Here is a 17,367-nt window from a genome sequence, read left to right as displayed (position 1 = left end):
CAACTCAAAGAAAAACGCCCCCCAACCGGGGGCGGTCGGGGGGCGTCGGATACCGGTCATGGCCGGTGATGCTAACCAGTTATTCGGACGCGGCGCCTTCGCTGGCGTCGGCCGTGGTGGAAACATCGCTGGTCGAACCGGCCAGTTCGGCGGCTTCGGATTCGGCGATGGCGCGGCGCTCGGCCTCGTCCATCTGATCCTTGGCCTTGCGCGCCTGGTGGTAGGCCATGCCGGTGCCCGCGGGGATCAGGCGGCCGACGATGACGTTTTCCTTCAGGCCGCGCAGCTCGTCGCGCTTGCCCATGATCGCGGCTTCGGTCAGCACGCGCGTCGTTTCCTGGAACGAAGCGGCAGAGATGAACGAGTCGGTCGACAGCGACGCCTTCGTGATACCCAGCAGCAGGTTGGTGAACGTCGCGGGGATCTTGCCTTCGGCGCGCAGGGCGTCGTTGGTGTTGAGCATTTCGCTGCGTTCGACCTGTTCGCCGGAGATGTAGCCGGTCTCGCCGATGTTGTCGACCACGACGCGGCGCAGCATCTGGCGAACGATCACCTCGATGTGCTTGTCGTTGATCTTCACACCCTGCAGGCGGTACACGTCCTGCACTTCGTCCACGATGTAGCGCGCGAGTTCTTCCGAACCCAGCAGGCGCAGGATGTCCTGCGGGTCCGCCGGGCCGTCGACCACGCTTTCGCCCTTGTTCACCACCTGGCCTTCGTGCACCAGGATGTTCTTTTCCTTCGGCACGAGGTCTTCCCAGACGGTGCCTTCGGGATCGGTGATCTGCAGGCGGATCTTGCCCTTGGTTTCCTTGCCGAACGACACGGTACCGGTCATTTCGGCCAGCATGCCCTTGTCCTTCGGCGAACGGGCTTCGAACAGCTCGGCAACGCGCGGCAGACCGCCGGTGATGTCGCGGGTCTTCTGGCCTTCGACCGGAATACGCGCCAGCACTTCGCCGGGGCCCACGTCCTGGCCGTCGCGGATCTGCACCAGGGCGCCGATCGGGAAGCCGATCGTCACCGAGTGGTCGGTGCCCGGGATCTTCACTTCGGCGCCGGAGGCGTCGATGAGCTTCACCTGCGGGCGCACGACCTTGGCAGCGCCGCGGCGCTTCGGATCGATCACGACCAGGGTCGACAGGCCGGTCACTTCGTCCACCTGCTTGGCGACGGTGAGGCCTTCTTCCACGTTCTCGAACTGCGTCTTGCCGGCGAATTCCGTGATGATCGGGCGCGTCAGCGGATCCCAGTTGGCGAGCACGTGGCCGGCCTTGATCTGCTGGTCGGCCTTGACCGCCAGGATCGCGCCGTACGGCACCTTGTGGCGTTCGCGCTCGCGGCCGTGTTCGTCATGGATGACGATCTCGCCCGAACGTGCAATCACCACCAGCTCGTTCTTGCTGTTGGTCACGTAGCGCATCGTGGCGTTGAAGCCGATCACGCCGTTGGACTTGGCTTCGACGCTCGAGGCCACCGCTGCACGCGATGCCGCACCACCGATGTGGAAGGTACGCATCGTGAGCTGCGTGCCGGGTTCGCCGATGGACTGCGCAGCGATCACACCGACGGCTTCGCCGATGTTGATCAGGCCGCCGCGGCCCAGGTCGCGGCCGTAGCAGGTCGCGCAGATGCCGAAGCGGGTTTCGCAGGTCAGCGCGGTACGCACCTTGACCTCGTCGACGCCTTGCGCCTCGAGCTCTTCGATGTTGTCCTCGTCGAACATCTCGCCGGCCTTCAGCAGCACCGAGCGGTTTTCCGGGTGCAGCACGTCGTCGGCAGCCGAGCGGCCGAGGATACGGTCGCGCAGCGATTCGATGACTTCACCGCCTTCGACGATGGCGCGCATCAGGTAGCCGCCGTGCGTGCCGCAGTCCTGCTCGGTCACGACCAGGTCTTGCGTCACGTCGACCAGACGGCGGGTCAGGTAGCCCGAGTTCGCCGTCTTCAGCGCCGTGTCGGCCAGACCCTTTCGGGCACCGTGGGTGGAGATGAAGTACTCCAGCACGTTCAGGCCTTCGCGGAAGTTCGCGGTGATGGGCGTCTCGATGATCGAGCCGTCCGGCTTGGCCATCAGGCCACGCATGCCGGCCACCTGGCGGATCTGCGCTGCGGAACCGCGGGCGCCGGAGTCGGCCATCATGTAGATGGAATTGAACGACTCCTGCTCCACTTCCTTGCCGTGGCGGTCGATGACCTTCTGCTTGGACAGCTTGGCCATCATGACCTTCGACACTTCGTCGCCGGCCTTGCCCCAGATGTCCACCACCTTGTTGTAGCGCTCGCCGGAGGTCACGAGACCGGAGACGTACTGCTGCTCGATCTCCTTCACTTCCTTGGCCGAGCGCTCGATGATGCCGTGCTTTTCAGCGGGCACCAGCATGTCGTCGATGGCGATCGAGATGCCGGCCTTGGTGGCCAGGCGGAAGCCGTTCTGCAGCAGCTTGTCGGCGAACACCACGGTCTCTTTCAGGCCGCACTTGCGGAACGAGACGTTGATGAGCTTGGAGATTTCCTTCTTCTTCAGCGCCTTGTTGATGTTCGAGAACGGCAGGCCCTTGGGCAGGATCTCGGACAGCAGGGCGCGGCCCACGGTGGTGTCCACCAGCGACGTGGAAGGCGTGAATTCGCCGGTTTCCTTGTCCTTGGTGTACTCCGTGATGCGCACTGCCACCTTGGCGGTGAGTTCGACTTCGTTGGCGTCGAGTGCGCGCTGCACTTCACCGATGTCGGAGAAGATCAGGCCCTCGCCCTTGCCGTTGATGCGGTCGCGGGTCGTGTAGTACAGACCCAGCACCACGTCCTGCGAAGGAACGATCGACGGTTCGCCCGAAGCCGGGAACAGCACGTTGTTGGAGGCCAGCATCAGCGTGCGGGCTTCCATCTGCGCTTCCACCGACAGCGGCACGTGGACGGCCATCTGGTCGCCGTCGAAGTCGGCGTTGAAGGCCGCGCAAACCAGCGGGTGCAGCTGGATCGCCTTGCCTTCGATCAGGATCGGCTCGAAGGCCTGGATGCCCAAACGGTGCAGCGTAGGCGCACGGTTCAGCATGACCGGGTGTTCCTTGATCACTTCTTCCAGGATGTCCCAGACCACCGGCGTGCCCGATTCGACTTCCTTCTTGGCAGCCTTGATCGTGGTCGCGATGCCCATGGCTTCCAGGCGCGAGAAGATGAAGGGCTTGAACAGCTCGAGCGCCATCAGCTTGGGCAGGCCGCACTGGTGCAGCTTGAGCGTCGGGCCCACCACGATGACCGAACGGCCCGAGTAGTCGACGCGCTTGCCCAGCAGGTTCTGGCGGAAGCGGCCGCTCTTGCCCTTGATCATGTCGGCGAGCGACTTGAGCGCGCGCTTGTTGGCGCCCGTCATGGCCTTGCCGCGGCGGCCGTTGTCGAGCAACGAGTCGACTGCTTCTTGCAGCATCCGCTTTTCATTGCGAGCAATGATTTCCGGAGCCTTGAGCTCCAGCAGACGACGCAGGCGCGAATTGCGGTTGATGACGCGGCGGTACAGGTCGTTCAGGTCGGAGGTCGCGAAGCGGCCGCCGTCCAGCGGCACCAGCGGACGCAGGTCCGGCGGCAGCACGGGCAGCACGTCGAGCACCATCCACTCGGGCTTGATGCCCGACTTGCGGAAGGCTTCCAGCACCTTCAGGCGCTTGGAGTTCTTCTTGACCTTGACTTCGGAGCCGGTCAGGTCGCCGCGCAGGCGTTCGATCTCGCTGTCGAGTTCGATGCCTTCGAGCAGGTCCTTGATGCCTTCGGCGCCCATCTTGGCGACGAACTCGTCGCCGTATTCCTTGCGCTTCGCGTCATAGTCGTCCTCGGACATGATGCCGAACTTCTTCAGCGGGGTCATGCCGGGGTCGGTGATCACGTAGGCTTCGAAGTACAGCACGCGTTCGATGTCGCGCAGCGTCATGTCGAGCACGAGGCCCAGGCGCGACGGCAGCGACTTCAGGAACCAGATGTGCGCGCAGGGCGCAGCCAGGTCGATGTGGCCCATGCGCTCGCGGCGCACCTTGGTCTGCGTGACTTCGACGCCGCACTTCTCGCAGATCACGCCGCGGTGCTTCAGGCGCTTGTACTTGCCGCACAGGCACTCGTAGTCCTTGATGGGGCCGAAGATCTTGGCGCAGAAGAGACCGTCGCGCTCGGGCTTGAAGGTACGGTAGTTGATCGTCTCGGGCTTCTTCACCTCGCCGAAGGACCACGAACGGATCTTCTCGGGCGAAGCCATGCCGATCTTGATGGCATCGAAATGCTCATCAGGCGTGAATTGCTTGAACAGGTCGAGTAGCGATTTCATAAGACTCTTTCCCTTTTCAACTTAAGAACGTTCGAGTTCGATGTCCAGGCCCAGGGAACGGATTTCCTTGACCAGCACATTGAACGATTCCGGCATGCCGGCTTCGATGGAGTGTTCGCCCTTGACGATGCTCTCGTACACCTTGGTACGGCCTTGCACGTCGTCGGACTTCACAGTCAGCATTTCCTGCAGCACGTAGGCGGCGCCGTAGGCTTCCAGCGCCCACACTTCCATTTCGCCGAAACGCTGGCCGCCGAACTGCGCCTTGCCGCCCAGCGGCTGCTGGGTGACGAGCGAGTACGGGCCGGTCGAACGGGCGTGCATCTTGTCGTCCACCAGGTGGTGCAGCTTCAGGAAGTGCATGTAGCCGACGGTGACCGGACGCTCGAACTGGTCGCCGGTGCGGCCGTCGTACAGGTAGGCCTGGGTGCGCGTCTCGGTCAGGCCCTTGAGCTTGGCGATGTCGTCCGGATAGGCGAGCTTCAGCATGCCGCGGATTTCCTCTTCCGAGGCGCCGTCGAACACCGGCGTGGCGAAGGTCGCACCGCTCTGCAGGTTGGCTGCCATGGCGAGCACGTCGGAGTCGCTCAGCTGGCTGAGGTCTTCCGGACGGCCCGAGCCGTTGTACAGCTGCTCCATGAACTTGCGCAGCTCGGCCACCTTGGCCTCCTGCTGCAGCAGGTCGCCGATGCGGTGGCCGATGCCCTTGCCGGCCCAGCCCAGGTGCACTTCGAGCACCTGGCCCACGTTCATCCGCGAAGGCACGCCCAGCGGATTCAGGCAGATGTCGCACGGCGTGCCGTCGGCCATGTGGGGCATGTCTTCGACCGGAACGATCTTCGACACCACACCCTTGTTGCCGTGGCGGCCGGCCATCTTGTCGCCGGGTTGCAGGCGGCGCTTGACGGCCAGGTAGACCTTGACCATCTTGAGCACGCCTGCGGGCAGCTCGTCGCCCTGCGTGAGCTTCTTGCGCTTTTCCTCGAACGCGAGGTCGAAGCTGTGGCGCGTCTGCTCGAGCGAGTTCTTGATCGACTCGAGCTGGGTGGCCACTTCGTCGTCCGCCGGGCGGATGTCGAACCAGTGGAACTTCTCGACCGACGACAGGTAGGCCTTGTCGAGCTTGGTGCCCTTGGCCAGCTTGTTCGGGCCGCCGTTGGCAACCTTGCCGGTCAGGAGCTTCTCGATACGGTCGAACGCGTCGGCTTCGACGATGCGAAGCTGGTCGTTCAGGTCGAGGCGGAAGCGCTTGAGCTCGTCGTCGATGATCTGCTGGGCGCGCTTGTCGCGTGTGATGCCTTCGCGGGTGAACACCTGCACGTCGATCACGGTGCCTTGCGAGCCCTGGTCCACGCGCAGCGAGGTGTCCTTCACGTCGGAAGCCTTCTCGCCGAAGATGGCGCGAAGCAGCTTCTCTTCAGGCGTCAGCGTGGTCTCGCCCTTCGGCGTGACCTTGCCCACCAGCGTGTCGCCCGGCTGCACTTCGGCACCCACGTAGATGATGCCGGATTCGTCCAGGCGGTTGAGCTGCTGCTCGGCCAGGTTCGGAATGTCGCGCGTGATTTCCTCGGCACCGAGCTTGGTGTCGCGGGCCATCACCACCAGCTCCTCGATGTGGATCGAGGTGTAGCGGTCTTCGGCGACGACGCGTTCCGAGATCAGGATCGAGTCTTCGAAGTTGTAGCCGTTCCAGGGCATGAACGCGATCAGCATGTTCTGGCCGAGGGCCAGTTCGCCGAGGTCGGTCGATGCGCCGTCGGCCACCACGTCGCCCTTGGCGATCTTGTCGCCGCGCTTGACGATCGGGCGCTGGTGGATGTTGGTGTTCTGGTTCGAACGCTGATACTTGATCAGGTTGTAGATGTCCACACCGACTTCACCGGCTGCCGCTTCGGCGTCGTTCACGCGCACCACGATGCGGGTCGCGTCGACGTAATCGACGATACCGCCGCGGGTGGCCGTGACCACGGTGCCGGAGTCGACCGCGGAGACGCGCTCGATACCGGTGCCGACCATCGGCTTCTCGGGGCGCAGCACGGGCACCGCCTGGCGCTGCATGTTGGCGCCCATCAGCGCGCGGTTCGCGTCGTCGTGCTCGAGGAAGGGCACGAGCGAGGCAGCCACCGACACGATCTGCGCGGGCGACACGTCCATGTACTGGATGCGCTCGGCACCGACCAGGATCGATTCGCCGGCTTCACGCGCGGAGACCAGGTCGCCGGTCAGCTTGCCTTCCTTGTCCAGCACCGCATTGGCCTGGGCGATGACGTACTTGCCTTCCTCGATGGCCGACAGGTAGTCGATCTCGTTGGTGACCTTGCTGTCGACCACGCGGCGGTACGGCGTCTCGATGAAGCCGTATTCGTTCAGGCGGGCGTACAGGGCCAGCGAGTTGATCAGGCCGATGTTCGGGCCTTCAGGCGTTTCGATCGGGCACACGCGGCCGTAGTGGGTCACGTGCACGTCGCGCACTTCGAAGCCGGCACGCTCGCGCGTCAGACCGCCCGGGCCAAGGGCCGACACGCGGCGCTTGTGGGTGATTTCGGACAGCGGATTCGTCTGGTCCATGAACTGCGACAGCTGCGAGGCACCGAAGAATTCCTTCAGCGCGGCCGAGATCGGCTTGCTGTTGATCAGGTCGTGCGGCATCAGCGGCTCTTGCTCGGCCTGGCCCAGACGTTCCTTCACGGCCTTCTCGATGCGAGCGAGGCCGGTGCGGTACTGGTTCTCGGCCAGTTCGCCCACGCAACGCACGCGGCGGTTGCCCAGGTGGTCGATGTCGTCGACTTCGCCGTTGCCGTTGCGCAGGTCCACGAGGATCTTGACCACGGCCAGGATGTCTTCGTTGGTCAGCACCATCGGGCCGGTCGATTCGTCGCGGCCGACCTTGGCGTTGAACTTCATGCGGCCGACGCGCGACAGGTCGTACGTGTCCGGGTTGTAGAACAGGCGCTGGAACAGGGCCTGCACCGCGTCTTCCGTCGGCGGCTCGCCGGGGCGCATCATGCGGTAGATGGCCACGCGGGCGGCGAATTCGTCCACCGTCTCGTCGATGCGCAGGGTCTGCGAGATGTACGCGCCCTGGTCGAGTTCGTTGGTGTAGATCACCTGGATGTCCTGCACGCCGGCCGTGCGCAGCTTCTTGAGCAGTGCTTCGGTCAGTTCGTCGTTGGCCTTGGCCAGGATCTCGCCGGAGTCGGCATCGACGATGTTGCGGGCAATGACGCGGCCGACCAGGAAGTCTTCCGGCACGCTGATGTGCGTGGTGCCCGACTGCTCGAGCTCGCGCGTGTGGCGCGCGGTCACGCGCTTGTCCTTGGCAACCACGACCTTGCCCGACTTGTCGGTGATGTCGAAGCGCGCGACTTCGCCGCGCAGGCGCTCGGGAACGAATTCCATCTGCGCGCCGCTGTCCATCAGGCGGAAGTTGTCGTTCACGAAGAAGTTCGCGAGGATCGATTCCGGGTTCAGGCCGATGGCCTTCAGCAGGATCGTGACCGGCATCTTGCGGCGGCGGTCGACGCGGAAGTACAGCATGTCCTTCGGGTCGAACTCGAAGTCGAGCCACGAACCGCGGTAGGGAATCACGCGGGCCGAGAACAGCAGCTTGCCCGAGCTGTGCGTCTTGCCCTTGTCGTGTTCGAAGAACACGCCCGGCGAACGGTGCAGCTGCGAGACGATCACGCGCTCGGTGCCGTTGATGATGAACGAACCCTTGTCGGTCATGAGCGGCACTTCGCCCATGTAGACCTCTTGTTCCTTCACTTCCTTGACCACCTTCGACTGCGAGGTCGACGACTCGCGGTCATAGATGATGAGCTGGACCTTGGCGCGCACGGCCGAGGCGAAGGTCAGGCCGCGGGTCTGGCACTCGCGCACGTCGAAAGCCGGCTTCGCGAGGTTGTACTCGAGGAACTTCATCTCGACAAAACCGTTGTGCGAGACGATCGGGAAGGCAGCGTCGAACGCGGCCTGCAGGCCTTCGACGGTGCGCTGTTTGGGAGGAATGCCGGCTTGCAGGAACGCGGTGTACGCGTCTTTCTGCATCTGCAGCAGGTAGGGGATTTCTACGACGCTGTCGCGATTGCCGAAACTTTTTCGGATGCGCTTGCGTTCGGTGTAACTGTACGCGGACGATTGGGCCATGAGAGCTCCGGAGCTTGAGATCTTCAGCGACTTGTCAGCGGTGCCGGGCGAACGGCACCACTGCTTGGCGGCTGGCCACTACCAGCCGTTGGCGGACAGCGATGCGTTGCACATCGCCCGAACCAAGGGGTCTTCTGCAGTCGGGGTCAGAAGACACTCGAAAACCGTCTTTTTTCCGGTTTTCGGGTGCGCTCTGAAAGCGGCAAAGGCTGGAGGGCCTTTTCAGGCACCTCCAGCCCTCTGGCGGGTCTGAATTACTTCAGTTCCACCTTGGCGCCGGCGTCTTCCAGCTTCTTCTTGGCGGCTTCAGCGTCAGCCTTCGACAGGCCTTCCTTGACAGCCTTGGGAGCGGCTTCCACCAGGTCCTTGGCTTCCTTGAGGCCCAGGCCGGTGATTTCGCGCACGGCCTTGATCGCCGAAACCTTGTTCGCGCCTGCATCCATCAGCATGACGTTGAACTCGGTCTGCTCTTCGGCCACGGCAGCGGCAGCACCACCACCAGCGCCGGCGGGGGCAGCCATTGCAGCGGCGCTCACGCCGAACTTCTCTTCGATGGCTTTCACCAGGTCGTTGAGTTCCAGGACCGTCATGCTGTCGAGCGCGGTCAGAAATGCGTCTTTATCGAATGCCATTTTTGTTTCCTAACAATTGGGTTGAATATTTCAAACGCAAGGCTCAAGCAGCCTGCGCTTCTGCCGGTGCATCGGCGGGTGCAGCTTCGCCACCACCGCGCTTCTCGGCCAGCGCCGCGAGCACGCGGGCGGTACGAGAGATCGGGGATTGCATCAAGCCCAGCAATTGCGCCAGCAGCACTTCCTTGGAAGGGATGTTGGCCAGTTGCTTCACGCCGTTCACGTCCAGGGCCTTGCCGCCGAATGCGCCGCCGCGAATCACCAACTTGTCGTTGGTCTTCGCGAAATCGGCCACCACCTTGGCGGCGGCCACTGCGTCTTCGGAAAAGCCATAGATCAGCGGGCCGGTCATCTGGTCGCCAACGATCTCAAATGCGCTACCAGCCACAGCACGGCGTGCCAGCGTGTTCTTCAACACGCTGAGGGTCACACCCTTGCTGCGAGCTTCGCTGCGCAGTTTGGTCATATCGGCCACCGTGATGCCACGGTATTCCGCCATCACGAGCGTTTGAGCTTTAGCGGCGAGGCTGGTCACATCACTGATGACCGCTTCTTTCTCACTGCGATTCAGACTCAAGGTCTACTCCTTTTAATGCGACCTTCGGCCGGGGCCTCGGATCGCGCTTCATGCAGCGACCAACTGTCAGGAACAAAAATCAAATTCCTTGCAGTGGGGTCGCCATCTGCGCTGGATGCCGGAAGGATCGATCCGGCGATTAAGTGCAGCGCCCTGCACACCAGCGGTCTTGGATGGCTCGCAGCAACCGGAGCTGCCGCGACCCACCACATCTGCCCTCTCCTTGCGGATCGGGCAAATCTTTCTTTAGCTCGCCGCGATGGTCTGCGTGTCCACGCGGACACCCAGGCCCATGGTCGACGACACAGCCACCTTGCGCAGGTACACGCCCTTGCTGGTCGCCGGCTTGGCCTTGACCAGAGCGTCGATCAGCGCGGCGAGGTTGCCCTGCAGCTTGTCGTTGTCGAACGAGCGGCGGCCGATCGTGCCGTGCACGATGCCGGCCTTGTCGACGCGGAACTGGACCTGGCCAGCCTTGGCGTTCTTCACGGCCGTGGCGACGTCCGGGGTCACCGTGCCAACCTTGGGGTTGGGCATCAGGCCGCGCGGGCCGAGGATCTGGCCGAGCGTACCGACCACGCGCATCGCGTCAGGAGCGGCAATCACGACGTCGAAAGGCATGTCGCCAGCCTTGACCATGGCAGCCAGGTCGTCCATGCCGACGATGTCGGCGCCGGCGGCCTTGGCTTCTTCAGCCTTGGCGCCCTGGGCGAACACAGCCACGCGCTTGGTCTTGCCGGTGCCGTTGGGCAGCACGACGGCGCCACGCACGACCTGGTCCGACTTCTTCGCGTCGATGCCCAGCTGCACGGCCACGTCGATCGATTCGTCGAACTTGGCGGTGGCGGCTTCCTTCACGATGCCGATTGCGTCAGCCAGCGGGTACAGCTTGTTGCTGTCGACCTTGCCTGCGAGCGCTTTTTGCTTCTTGGTGATCTTGGCCATTTACACGCCCTCCACATTCACGCCCATCGAACGGGCAGAGCCGGCGATGGTGCGAACTGCTGCGTCCAGGTCGGCGGCAGTCAGGTCCTTCATCTTGGTCTTGGCGATCTCTTCGAGCTGTGCGCGCGTGATCTTGCCGACCTTGTCGGTGTGCGGACGGGCCGAGCCCTTGTCCAGCTTGATGGCCTTCTTGATCAAGGTGATCGCCGGCGGCGTCTTGATGATGAAGGTGAAGCTCTTGTCAGCGAACGCGGTGATGACCACCGGCAGCGGCAGACCAGGCTCGACGCTCTGGGTCTGCGCGTTGAACGCCTTGCAGAACTCCATGATGTTCAAACCACGCTGGCCCAGTGCGGGACCGATGGGTGGTGACGGGTTGGCCTTACCAGCTGGCACTTGCAGCTTGATGAAGCCGACGATTTTTTTCGCCATGCTTTGCTCCTTGCGGGTGATATCGCCTTGGCTTTCGCCGCGGCTCCCCGGGGTTGAACGACTCTTCGATCAAGGCCGCGCGCCGAGTCGGACAACGCGCAGCCGGGAATGGTTCCGGTCCGGGGACCGGCGGGGCTCAGGTCTTCTCGACCTGGCTGAACTCGAGCTCCACGGGTGTCGCGCGGCCGAAGATCATGACCGACACGCTGACCTTGCTCTTCTCGTAGTTGACTTCCTCGACGGTGCCGTTGAAGTCGGTGAACGGGCCTTCCTTGACGCGCACGAATTCGCCGACGGTGAACTCGACCTTGTGGCGCGGCTTCTCGGTGCCCTGCTGCATCTGGCTGACGATGCCTTCGACCTCTTTCTGCGAGATCGGGGCCGGACGGTTCTTGGCGCCGCCGACGAAGCCCGTCACCTTGTTGGTGTGCTTCACCAAGTGCCAGCTCTCGTCGTCCATGATCATTTCGACCAGCACGTAGCCCGGGAAGAAGCGGCGCTCGGTGGTGCGCTTCTGGCCGTTCTTGATTTCGACCACTTCCTCGGTCGGCACCAGGATGCGGCCGAACTTGTCCTGCATGCCGGCGCGGTTGATGCGCTCGATGATGTTGCGCTCGACGGCCTTTTCCATGCCCGAATAGGCATGCACCACGTACCAACGCAGATCGGGGTTGGCGGCGGGAGCCAGCACGGAGGTGTTTTCTTCCTCGGGGCTGCTCGGCGTGGTTTCAACTGCGTCGTCGGTCATTTATTTTCTCCAGCCCAGAATGAGGTCGAAAAACACCCATTCGAGCGTCTTGTCGGTGAGCCAGAGGAAAACGGACATGACGGCCACGAAGGCAAACACATAAGCCGTCATCTGCATGGCTTCCTTGCGGGTCGGCCAGACGACTTTCTTGACCTCGCGCCACGAGTCGCGGCCGAAAGCCCACAGCTGGCGGCCATTCTCGGAGCTGCCGAAGGCGCCCACGGCCGCGGCCAGGCCGACCAGCAGCGCAGCCCATTGCACCAGCGAGCCCTGGCGCGCCAGCAGGTAGAACGCCACGATGGCGCCCACTGCCAGCACCACCGACGCGGCCAATTTGGCCTTGTCGGCACCCGTGCTCACGGTTTCGATTTGAGAAGTGGCCATGTTCGGCTGATTTCCTGTGGCCTTTCGGCCTTCAATTCAATGCGCCTTCTTGAGACGCCGAAGCCCATCGGGTCACGATGGGCTTTTTTAGCCTCCCACCAGGTGATGGATGGGCTTTTTCGGAGGCGCCACCTAAGTGGCAGGGGCAGTAGGAATCGAACCTACAACCTTCGGTTTTGGAGACCGACGCTCTGCCAATTGAGCTATACCCCTCCGGTACTCTTTGCTCGGCTTAGATGTCGAGGATCTTTGCCACGACGCCCGAACCCACGGTGCGGCCGCCTTCGCGGATGGCGAAGCGCAGGCCTTCTTCCATCGCGATCGGGTTGATCAGCTTCACGGTGATGCTGACGTTGTCGCCAGGCATGACCATTTCCTTGTCCTTGGGCAGCTCGATCGCGCCGGTCACGTCCGTCGTGCGGAAGTAGAACTGCGGACGGTAGTTGTTGAAGAACGGCGTGTGACGGCCACCTTCGTCCTTGGACAGCACGTACACCTCGGCGGTGAAGTGCGTGTGCGGCTTGATCGAGCCGGGCTTGCACAGCACCTGGCCGCGCTCGACTTCTTCGCGCTTGGTGCCGCGCAGCAGCACGCCGACGTTGTCGCCAGCCTGGCCTTGGTCGAGCAGCTTGCGGAACATTTCCACGCCGGTGCAGGTGGTCTTGACGGTCGGGCGGATGCCCACGATCTCGATTTCCTCGCCGACCTTGATCACGCCGCGCTCGACGGCGCCGGTCACCACGGTGCCGCGGCCGGAGATCGAGAACACGTCTTCCACGGGCATCAGGAAGGTGCCGTCCACGGCGCGCTCGGGCGTCGGGATGTAGGTGTCCAGCGCTTCGGCCAGCTTCATGATGGCTTCTTCGCCGAGCTTGCCCTTGTCGCCTTCCAGGGCGAGCTTGGCCGAGCCGTGGATGATGGGGGTGTCGTCGCCCGGGAATTCGTACTTGTCCAGCAGTTCGCGCACTTCCATTTCGACGAGCTCGAGCAGTTCGGCGTCGTCCACCATGTCGCACTTGTTCAGGAACACGATGATGTAGCCCACACCCACCTGGCGCGCCAGCAGGATGTGCTCGCGGGTCTGGGGCATGGGGCCGTCGGCGGCCGAGCACACGAGGATGGCGCCGTCCATCTGGGCCGCGCCGGTGATCATGTTCTTGACGTAGTCGGCGTGGCCGGGGCAGTCGACGTGGGCGTAGTGGCGGTTGGCCGTCTCGTACTCGACGTGGGCGGTGTTGATGGTGATGCCGCGGGCCTTTTCTTCGGGCGCCGCGTCGATCTGGTCGTAGGCCTTGGCTTCGCCGCCGAACTTGGCCGACAGCACCGTGGCGATGGCCGCCGTCAGCGTGGTCTTGCCGTGGTCAACGTGACCGATCGTGCCCACGTTCACGTGCGGCTTGGTGCGGGTGAATTTACCTTTTGCCATTTTTCGACTCCGAAAAAAACGATTTCAACGTATGCAGATGGGTTGCAAACCTGCCATTGCAACCCCCTAAAAACTGGTGCCCTTTGCGGGAATCGGACCCGCGACCTCTCCCTTACCAAGGGAGTGCTCTACCACTGAGCCAAAAGGGCTTTTGTCTAACCAATCGCTTTCCGGCGCCGAACCGGGTCTCTGGAGCGGGAGACGGGAATCGAACCCGCGTCATCAGCTTGGAAGGCTGGGGTTCTACCATTGAACTACTCCCGCATCGGGGGCACTTCAAGGCACCCAAAGCGCTAGATCCAATCGCTCTTAGAAACCAAATTCATCGCTGGTGGAGAGGGCTGGATTCGAACCAGCGTACTCGTTAGAGGGCAGATTTACAGTCTGCTGCCATTAACCACTCGGCCACCTCTCCGGCGAACCTCGAAATATAGCACGGTTTTGTGACTACGCAGAACCCAGCACCAAGAAGATGCGGGGAACTGCCCGAGGCGAAACAGCCGGCATTATCCGTGAATTTCGCCGCCCGGCTGGTGCGCGAGCCGCCAGGCGCGCGCCTCGCCGAAGTGGCCGCAGCCGATGAACGGAACGGGCGGGCGCAAGGCCGAAAGCGGCGACGGATGATTCGACATCAGCACCTTATGGCGGCCAATGTCGATCAACGCACGCTTACTTTGGGCATGCGAACCCCAGAGCATAAAAACAACAGGTTTCTCGCTGTCCGATACATGGCGGATGACGGCATCGGTCAGCACCTCCCATCCGCGGCCTGAATGGCTGGCCGGCTGCCCTTCTTCGACCGTGAGGCAGGTGTTGAGCAGCAGCACGCCGTGGGTGGCCCACTTCACCAGGCTGCCGCCCGGGTTCGGGAACGGCGGCGGCGCCGTTCCCAGGTCGCGCTGGAGTTCCTTGAAGATGTTGCGCAGCGACGGCGGCAGCGCCACACCGGGCGCCACCGAGAATGCGAGCCCTTCGGCCTGGCCGCGTCCGTGGTACGGGTCCTGCCCCAGGATGACGACGCGCACGTCCTCGGGCGGCGTCAGCTCCAGGGCCCGCAGCGGCTGCGGCGGGAAGATGACGGCGCCCGCATCGAGGCGCTCGCGCAGGAAACCGAGCAGCTTCTGGCCCACGATGCCGGCAAAGAAGCCGTCCACCAGCGGCCGCCAGCCCGGCGCGACGGGCCAGTCGGCGGGATCGCTGCTCGCCAGCTGATCGGGCCGGCTCATTTGAACAATGCGGCGAGCGCCTCGCCGGGTTCCTTGGCGCGCATGAAGGCCTCGCCGACCAGGAAGGCATGGACGCCGGCCGCGCGCAGGGTGGCCACGTCCTCGCGCGTGGCAATGCCCGATTCGGTGACGGCCAGCCGGTCGGCCGGCAGCCTGGGCAGCAGGTCGATGGTGGCCTGGATCGACACCTCGAAATTGCGCAGGTTGCGGTTGTTCACGCCGATGAGCGGCGTCTTGAGCTTGAGCGCGCGATCGAGTTCGGCCGCGTCGTGCACTTCGACCAGCACCGCCATGCCGAGGCCGCGCGCAATGGCTTCGTAGTCCTTCATCTGCGCGTCGTCGAGGCAGGCAGCGATCAACAGGACGGCATCGGCGCCCATCGCGCGCGATTCGTACACCTGGTAGGCATCGACGATGAAGTCCTTGCGCAGCACCGGCAGGTCGCACGAGGCGCGGGCCTGCTTGAGGTAGTCGACGCCGCCCTGGAAGAACTGCTTGTCGGTCAGCACGGAGAGGCAGGCCGCGCTGATTTCACCGTCGCCTTCGGCATAGCTCTGCGCGATGTCGGCTGGAATGAAGTCTTCGCGCAGCACGCCCTTGCTCGGGCTGGCCTTCTTGACCTCGGCGACCACCGCGGCGTGGCCGGCGGCGATCTTGGCGCGCAGCGCGCCCTCGAAATCGCGCGTCAGCACGCGGCTTTCGGCATCGAAGCGCACGGCTTCGAGCGGGCTTCTCTTCTGCGCTGCAGCAATTTCCTGCCGCTTGACGGCCATGATCTTGTCGAGGATGTCGGACATTTTTCTGCGTTCCTGGCTGTTTTCCTGCTTCACGCGGCGGCCGTGGAGGCCTTGACCAACTCGGCCAGCTTGGCGCGCGCCGCGCCCGATGCCACGGCCTCGCGCGCACGCTCGATGCCCGCGGCCATCGACTCGGCCACGTTGGCGGCATACAGGGCCGCGCCGGCGTTGAGCAACACGATGTCGAGCGCCGGGCCGGCCTGATTGTCGAGCACGCCGAGCAGCATGGTCTTCGACTGTTCGGGCGTTTCCACGCGCAGCGCGCGGTTGCTCGACATCGCAAAGCCGAAGTCCTCGGGGTGCAGTTCGTATTCGCGGATCTCGCCGTCCTTGAGTTCGCCCACCATGGTGGCGGCGCCGAGCGAGATCTCGTCCATGCCGTCGCGGCCATACACCACCATCGCGTGCTCGGTGCCCAGGCGCTGCAATGCGCGCACCTGGATGCCCACGAGGTCGGGGTGGAACACGCCCATCAGGATGTTCGGCGCGCCGGCCGGATTGGTCAGCGGCCCGAGGATGTTGAAGATGGTCTTGATGCCGAGCTCCTTGCGCACGGGAGCGACGTTCTTCATGGCCGGATGGTGGTTGGGCGCGAACATGAAGCCGATGCCCACCTCTTCGATGGAACGCGCGATCTGCTCCGGCGGCAGGTTGATGTTGACGCCCAGCGACTCCAGCACGTCGGCGCTGCCCGATTTGCTCGACACGCTGCGCCCGCCGTGCTTGCTGACCTTGGCGCCCGCCGCGGCCGCGACGAACATCGAGCAGGTCGAGATGTTGAAGGTGTGCGAGCCGTCGCCGCCGGTGCCGACGATGTCGACCAGGTGCGTGGTGTCCTTCACGGGCACCTTGGTCGACACCTCGCGCATCACCTGCGCGGCCGCGGTGATCTCGCCGATGGTTTCCTTCTTGACGCGCAGCCCGGTGATCAGCGCCGCCATCATCACGGGCGAGCATTCGCCGCTCATGATGAGCCGCACGATGTGCAGCATCTCGTCGTGGAACACCTCGCGGTGCTCGATGGTGCGCTGGAGCGCTTCCTGGGGGGTGATCATGGGGAGTCTCCTCGGTGTTTTCAGGGGCCGACGCGGCCGGCCGGCGCGTCCGTGAATGCAAGCTTGAGGCCGAAGCCGATGAACAGCACGCCGGCCGCGCGGTCGAGCCAGTGCATGCCCTTCTGCACGGCGCTCCTCTGCGCCATCCAGCCGGCGAATGCGGCCCATCCCACGATGACGGGAATGGAATTGAAATTGAACAGCACGCCCAGCAGCACGAAGTACAGGCCCTTGTTGCCGGCGTCCGGTGCGATGAACTGCGGCACGAAGGCCAGGAAGAACAACGCGACCTTGGGGTTCAGCACATTGGTCCAGAAGCCGCCCAGGAAGATCTCCTTGAGCCCGCGCTCGCCCGATGCAGCCGCCGCCTGCTGCAGATCGACCGGCGCCTTGGCGCGCGAGAACACCATGCGCACGCCCAGGTACAGCAGGTAGGCCGCGCCAACATACTTGAGCACCGTGAAGGCCGCCGCCGAGGTGGCCAGCAGCGTGCCGACGCCGACCGCCGCCGCAAAGATGTGGACGAAGCAGCCGGTGAGGATGCCGAAGCCGCCGACGATGCCCGCGCGCACGCCGGAGCGCAGCGAGTTGGCAATGATGTAGAGCACGTCGGGCCCCGGCGTGAGGTTCAGCAGCCAGCCGGCGGCGATGAAAGCGAGCAGATGCGGGAGATCGGGCATCGCACGGCTC

General features: G+C 63.9%; 13 protein-coding genes and 4 tRNA genes. All 17 read right to left on the bottom strand.

Going from position 1 to position 17,367, the window contains the following annotated elements; all coding sequences use genetic code 11:
- Positions 1-79: 79 nt before the first annotated feature.
- A complete protein-coding gene (rpoC, locus tag ACAM58_RS03620) occupies positions 80-4,309 on the bottom strand; it encodes a DNA-directed RNA polymerase subunit beta' (RefSeq protein ID WP_012745752.1) in 4,230 nt (1,409 codons plus the stop codon).
- Positions 4,310-4,330: 21 nt separating this feature from the next.
- Positions 4,331-8,455 (bottom strand): DNA-directed RNA polymerase subunit beta, encoded by a 4,125-nt coding sequence (gene rpoB / locus ACAM58_RS03615; protein WP_012745751.1) that lies wholly within the window; start codon positions 8,453-8,455, stop codon positions 4,331-4,333.
- Positions 8,456-8,709: 254 nt separating this feature from the next.
- Positions 8,710-9,087, bottom strand: coding sequence for a 50S ribosomal protein L7/L12 (gene rplL / locus ACAM58_RS03610; protein ID WP_012745750.1), 378 nt, complete (start codon positions 9,085-9,087; stop codon positions 8,710-8,712).
- A gap of 43 nt (positions 9,088-9,130) precedes the next feature.
- Positions 9,131-9,664 (bottom strand): 50S ribosomal protein L10, encoded by a 534-nt coding sequence (rplJ, locus tag ACAM58_RS03605; RefSeq protein WP_012745749.1) that lies wholly within the window; start codon positions 9,662-9,664, stop codon positions 9,131-9,133.
- Positions 9,665-9,910: 246 nt separating this feature from the next.
- Positions 9,911-10,609, bottom strand: a complete 699-nt coding sequence (gene rplA, locus ACAM58_RS03600) for a 50S ribosomal protein L1 (protein ID WP_012745748.1) — start codon at positions 10,607-10,609, stop codon at positions 9,911-9,913.
- On the bottom strand, positions 10,610-11,041 hold the full coding sequence (gene rplK / locus ACAM58_RS03595) for a 50S ribosomal protein L11 (protein ID WP_012745747.1): 432 nt from the start codon (positions 11,039-11,041) through the stop codon (positions 10,610-10,612).
- Between the two features lie 136 nt (positions 11,042-11,177).
- Positions 11,178-11,789 (bottom strand): transcription termination/antitermination protein NusG, encoded by a 612-nt coding sequence (nusG, locus tag ACAM58_RS03590; RefSeq protein WP_025569411.1) that lies wholly within the window; start codon positions 11,787-11,789, stop codon positions 11,178-11,180.
- Positions 11,790-12,173 (bottom strand): preprotein translocase subunit SecE, encoded by a 384-nt coding sequence (gene secE, locus ACAM58_RS03585; RefSeq protein ID WP_012745745.1) that lies wholly within the window; start codon positions 12,171-12,173, stop codon positions 11,790-11,792.
- A 137-nt stretch (positions 12,174-12,310) separates the two neighbouring features.
- A tRNA-Trp gene (locus ACAM58_RS03580) sits at positions 12,311-12,386 on the bottom strand.
- A 19-nt stretch (positions 12,387-12,405) separates the two neighbouring features.
- Entirely contained in the window at positions 12,406-13,599 is a 1,194-nt protein-coding gene (gene tuf / locus ACAM58_RS03575; protein WP_012745744.1) for an elongation factor Tu, read from the bottom strand.
- 74 nt (positions 13,600-13,673) lie between these two features.
- Positions 13,674-13,748: transfer RNA gene (locus tag ACAM58_RS03570), tRNA-Thr, on the bottom strand.
- Between the two features lie 41 nt (positions 13,749-13,789).
- A tRNA-Gly gene (locus tag ACAM58_RS03565) sits at positions 13,790-13,863 on the bottom strand.
- A gap of 65 nt (positions 13,864-13,928) precedes the next feature.
- Positions 13,929-14,014, bottom strand: a tRNA-Tyr gene (locus ACAM58_RS03560).
- Positions 14,015-14,105: 91 nt separating this feature from the next.
- Entirely contained in the window at positions 14,106-14,825 is a 720-nt protein-coding gene (locus ACAM58_RS03555; RefSeq protein ID WP_307592839.1) for a uracil-DNA glycosylase, read from the bottom strand.
- Entirely contained in the window at positions 14,822-15,622 is an 801-nt protein-coding gene (trpC, locus tag ACAM58_RS03550; RefSeq protein ID WP_369664172.1) for an indole-3-glycerol phosphate synthase TrpC, read from the bottom strand. The genes ACAM58_RS03555 and trpC overlap by 4 nt, the downstream gene beginning before the upstream one ends.
- A gap of 29 nt (positions 15,623-15,651) precedes the next feature.
- A complete protein-coding gene (gene trpD, locus ACAM58_RS03545; RefSeq protein ID WP_369664171.1) occupies positions 15,652-16,677 on the bottom strand; it encodes an anthranilate phosphoribosyltransferase in 1,026 nt (341 codons plus the stop codon).
- A gap of 20 nt (positions 16,678-16,697) precedes the next feature.
- The gene (locus ACAM58_RS03540; RefSeq protein WP_369664170.1) at positions 16,698-17,357 is read right to left on the bottom strand and encodes a LysE family translocator; all 660 of its coding nucleotides are present in this window, start codon (positions 17,355-17,357) and stop codon (positions 16,698-16,700) included.
- Positions 17,358-17,367 lie beyond the last annotated feature (10 nt).

The organism is Variovorax sp. V116, assembly GCF_041154435.1.
Taxonomy (GTDB): domain Bacteria; phylum Pseudomonadota; class Gammaproteobacteria; order Burkholderiales; family Burkholderiaceae_C; genus Variovorax; species Variovorax paradoxus.
This window is presented reverse-complemented; position numbering and strand designations above follow the sequence as displayed.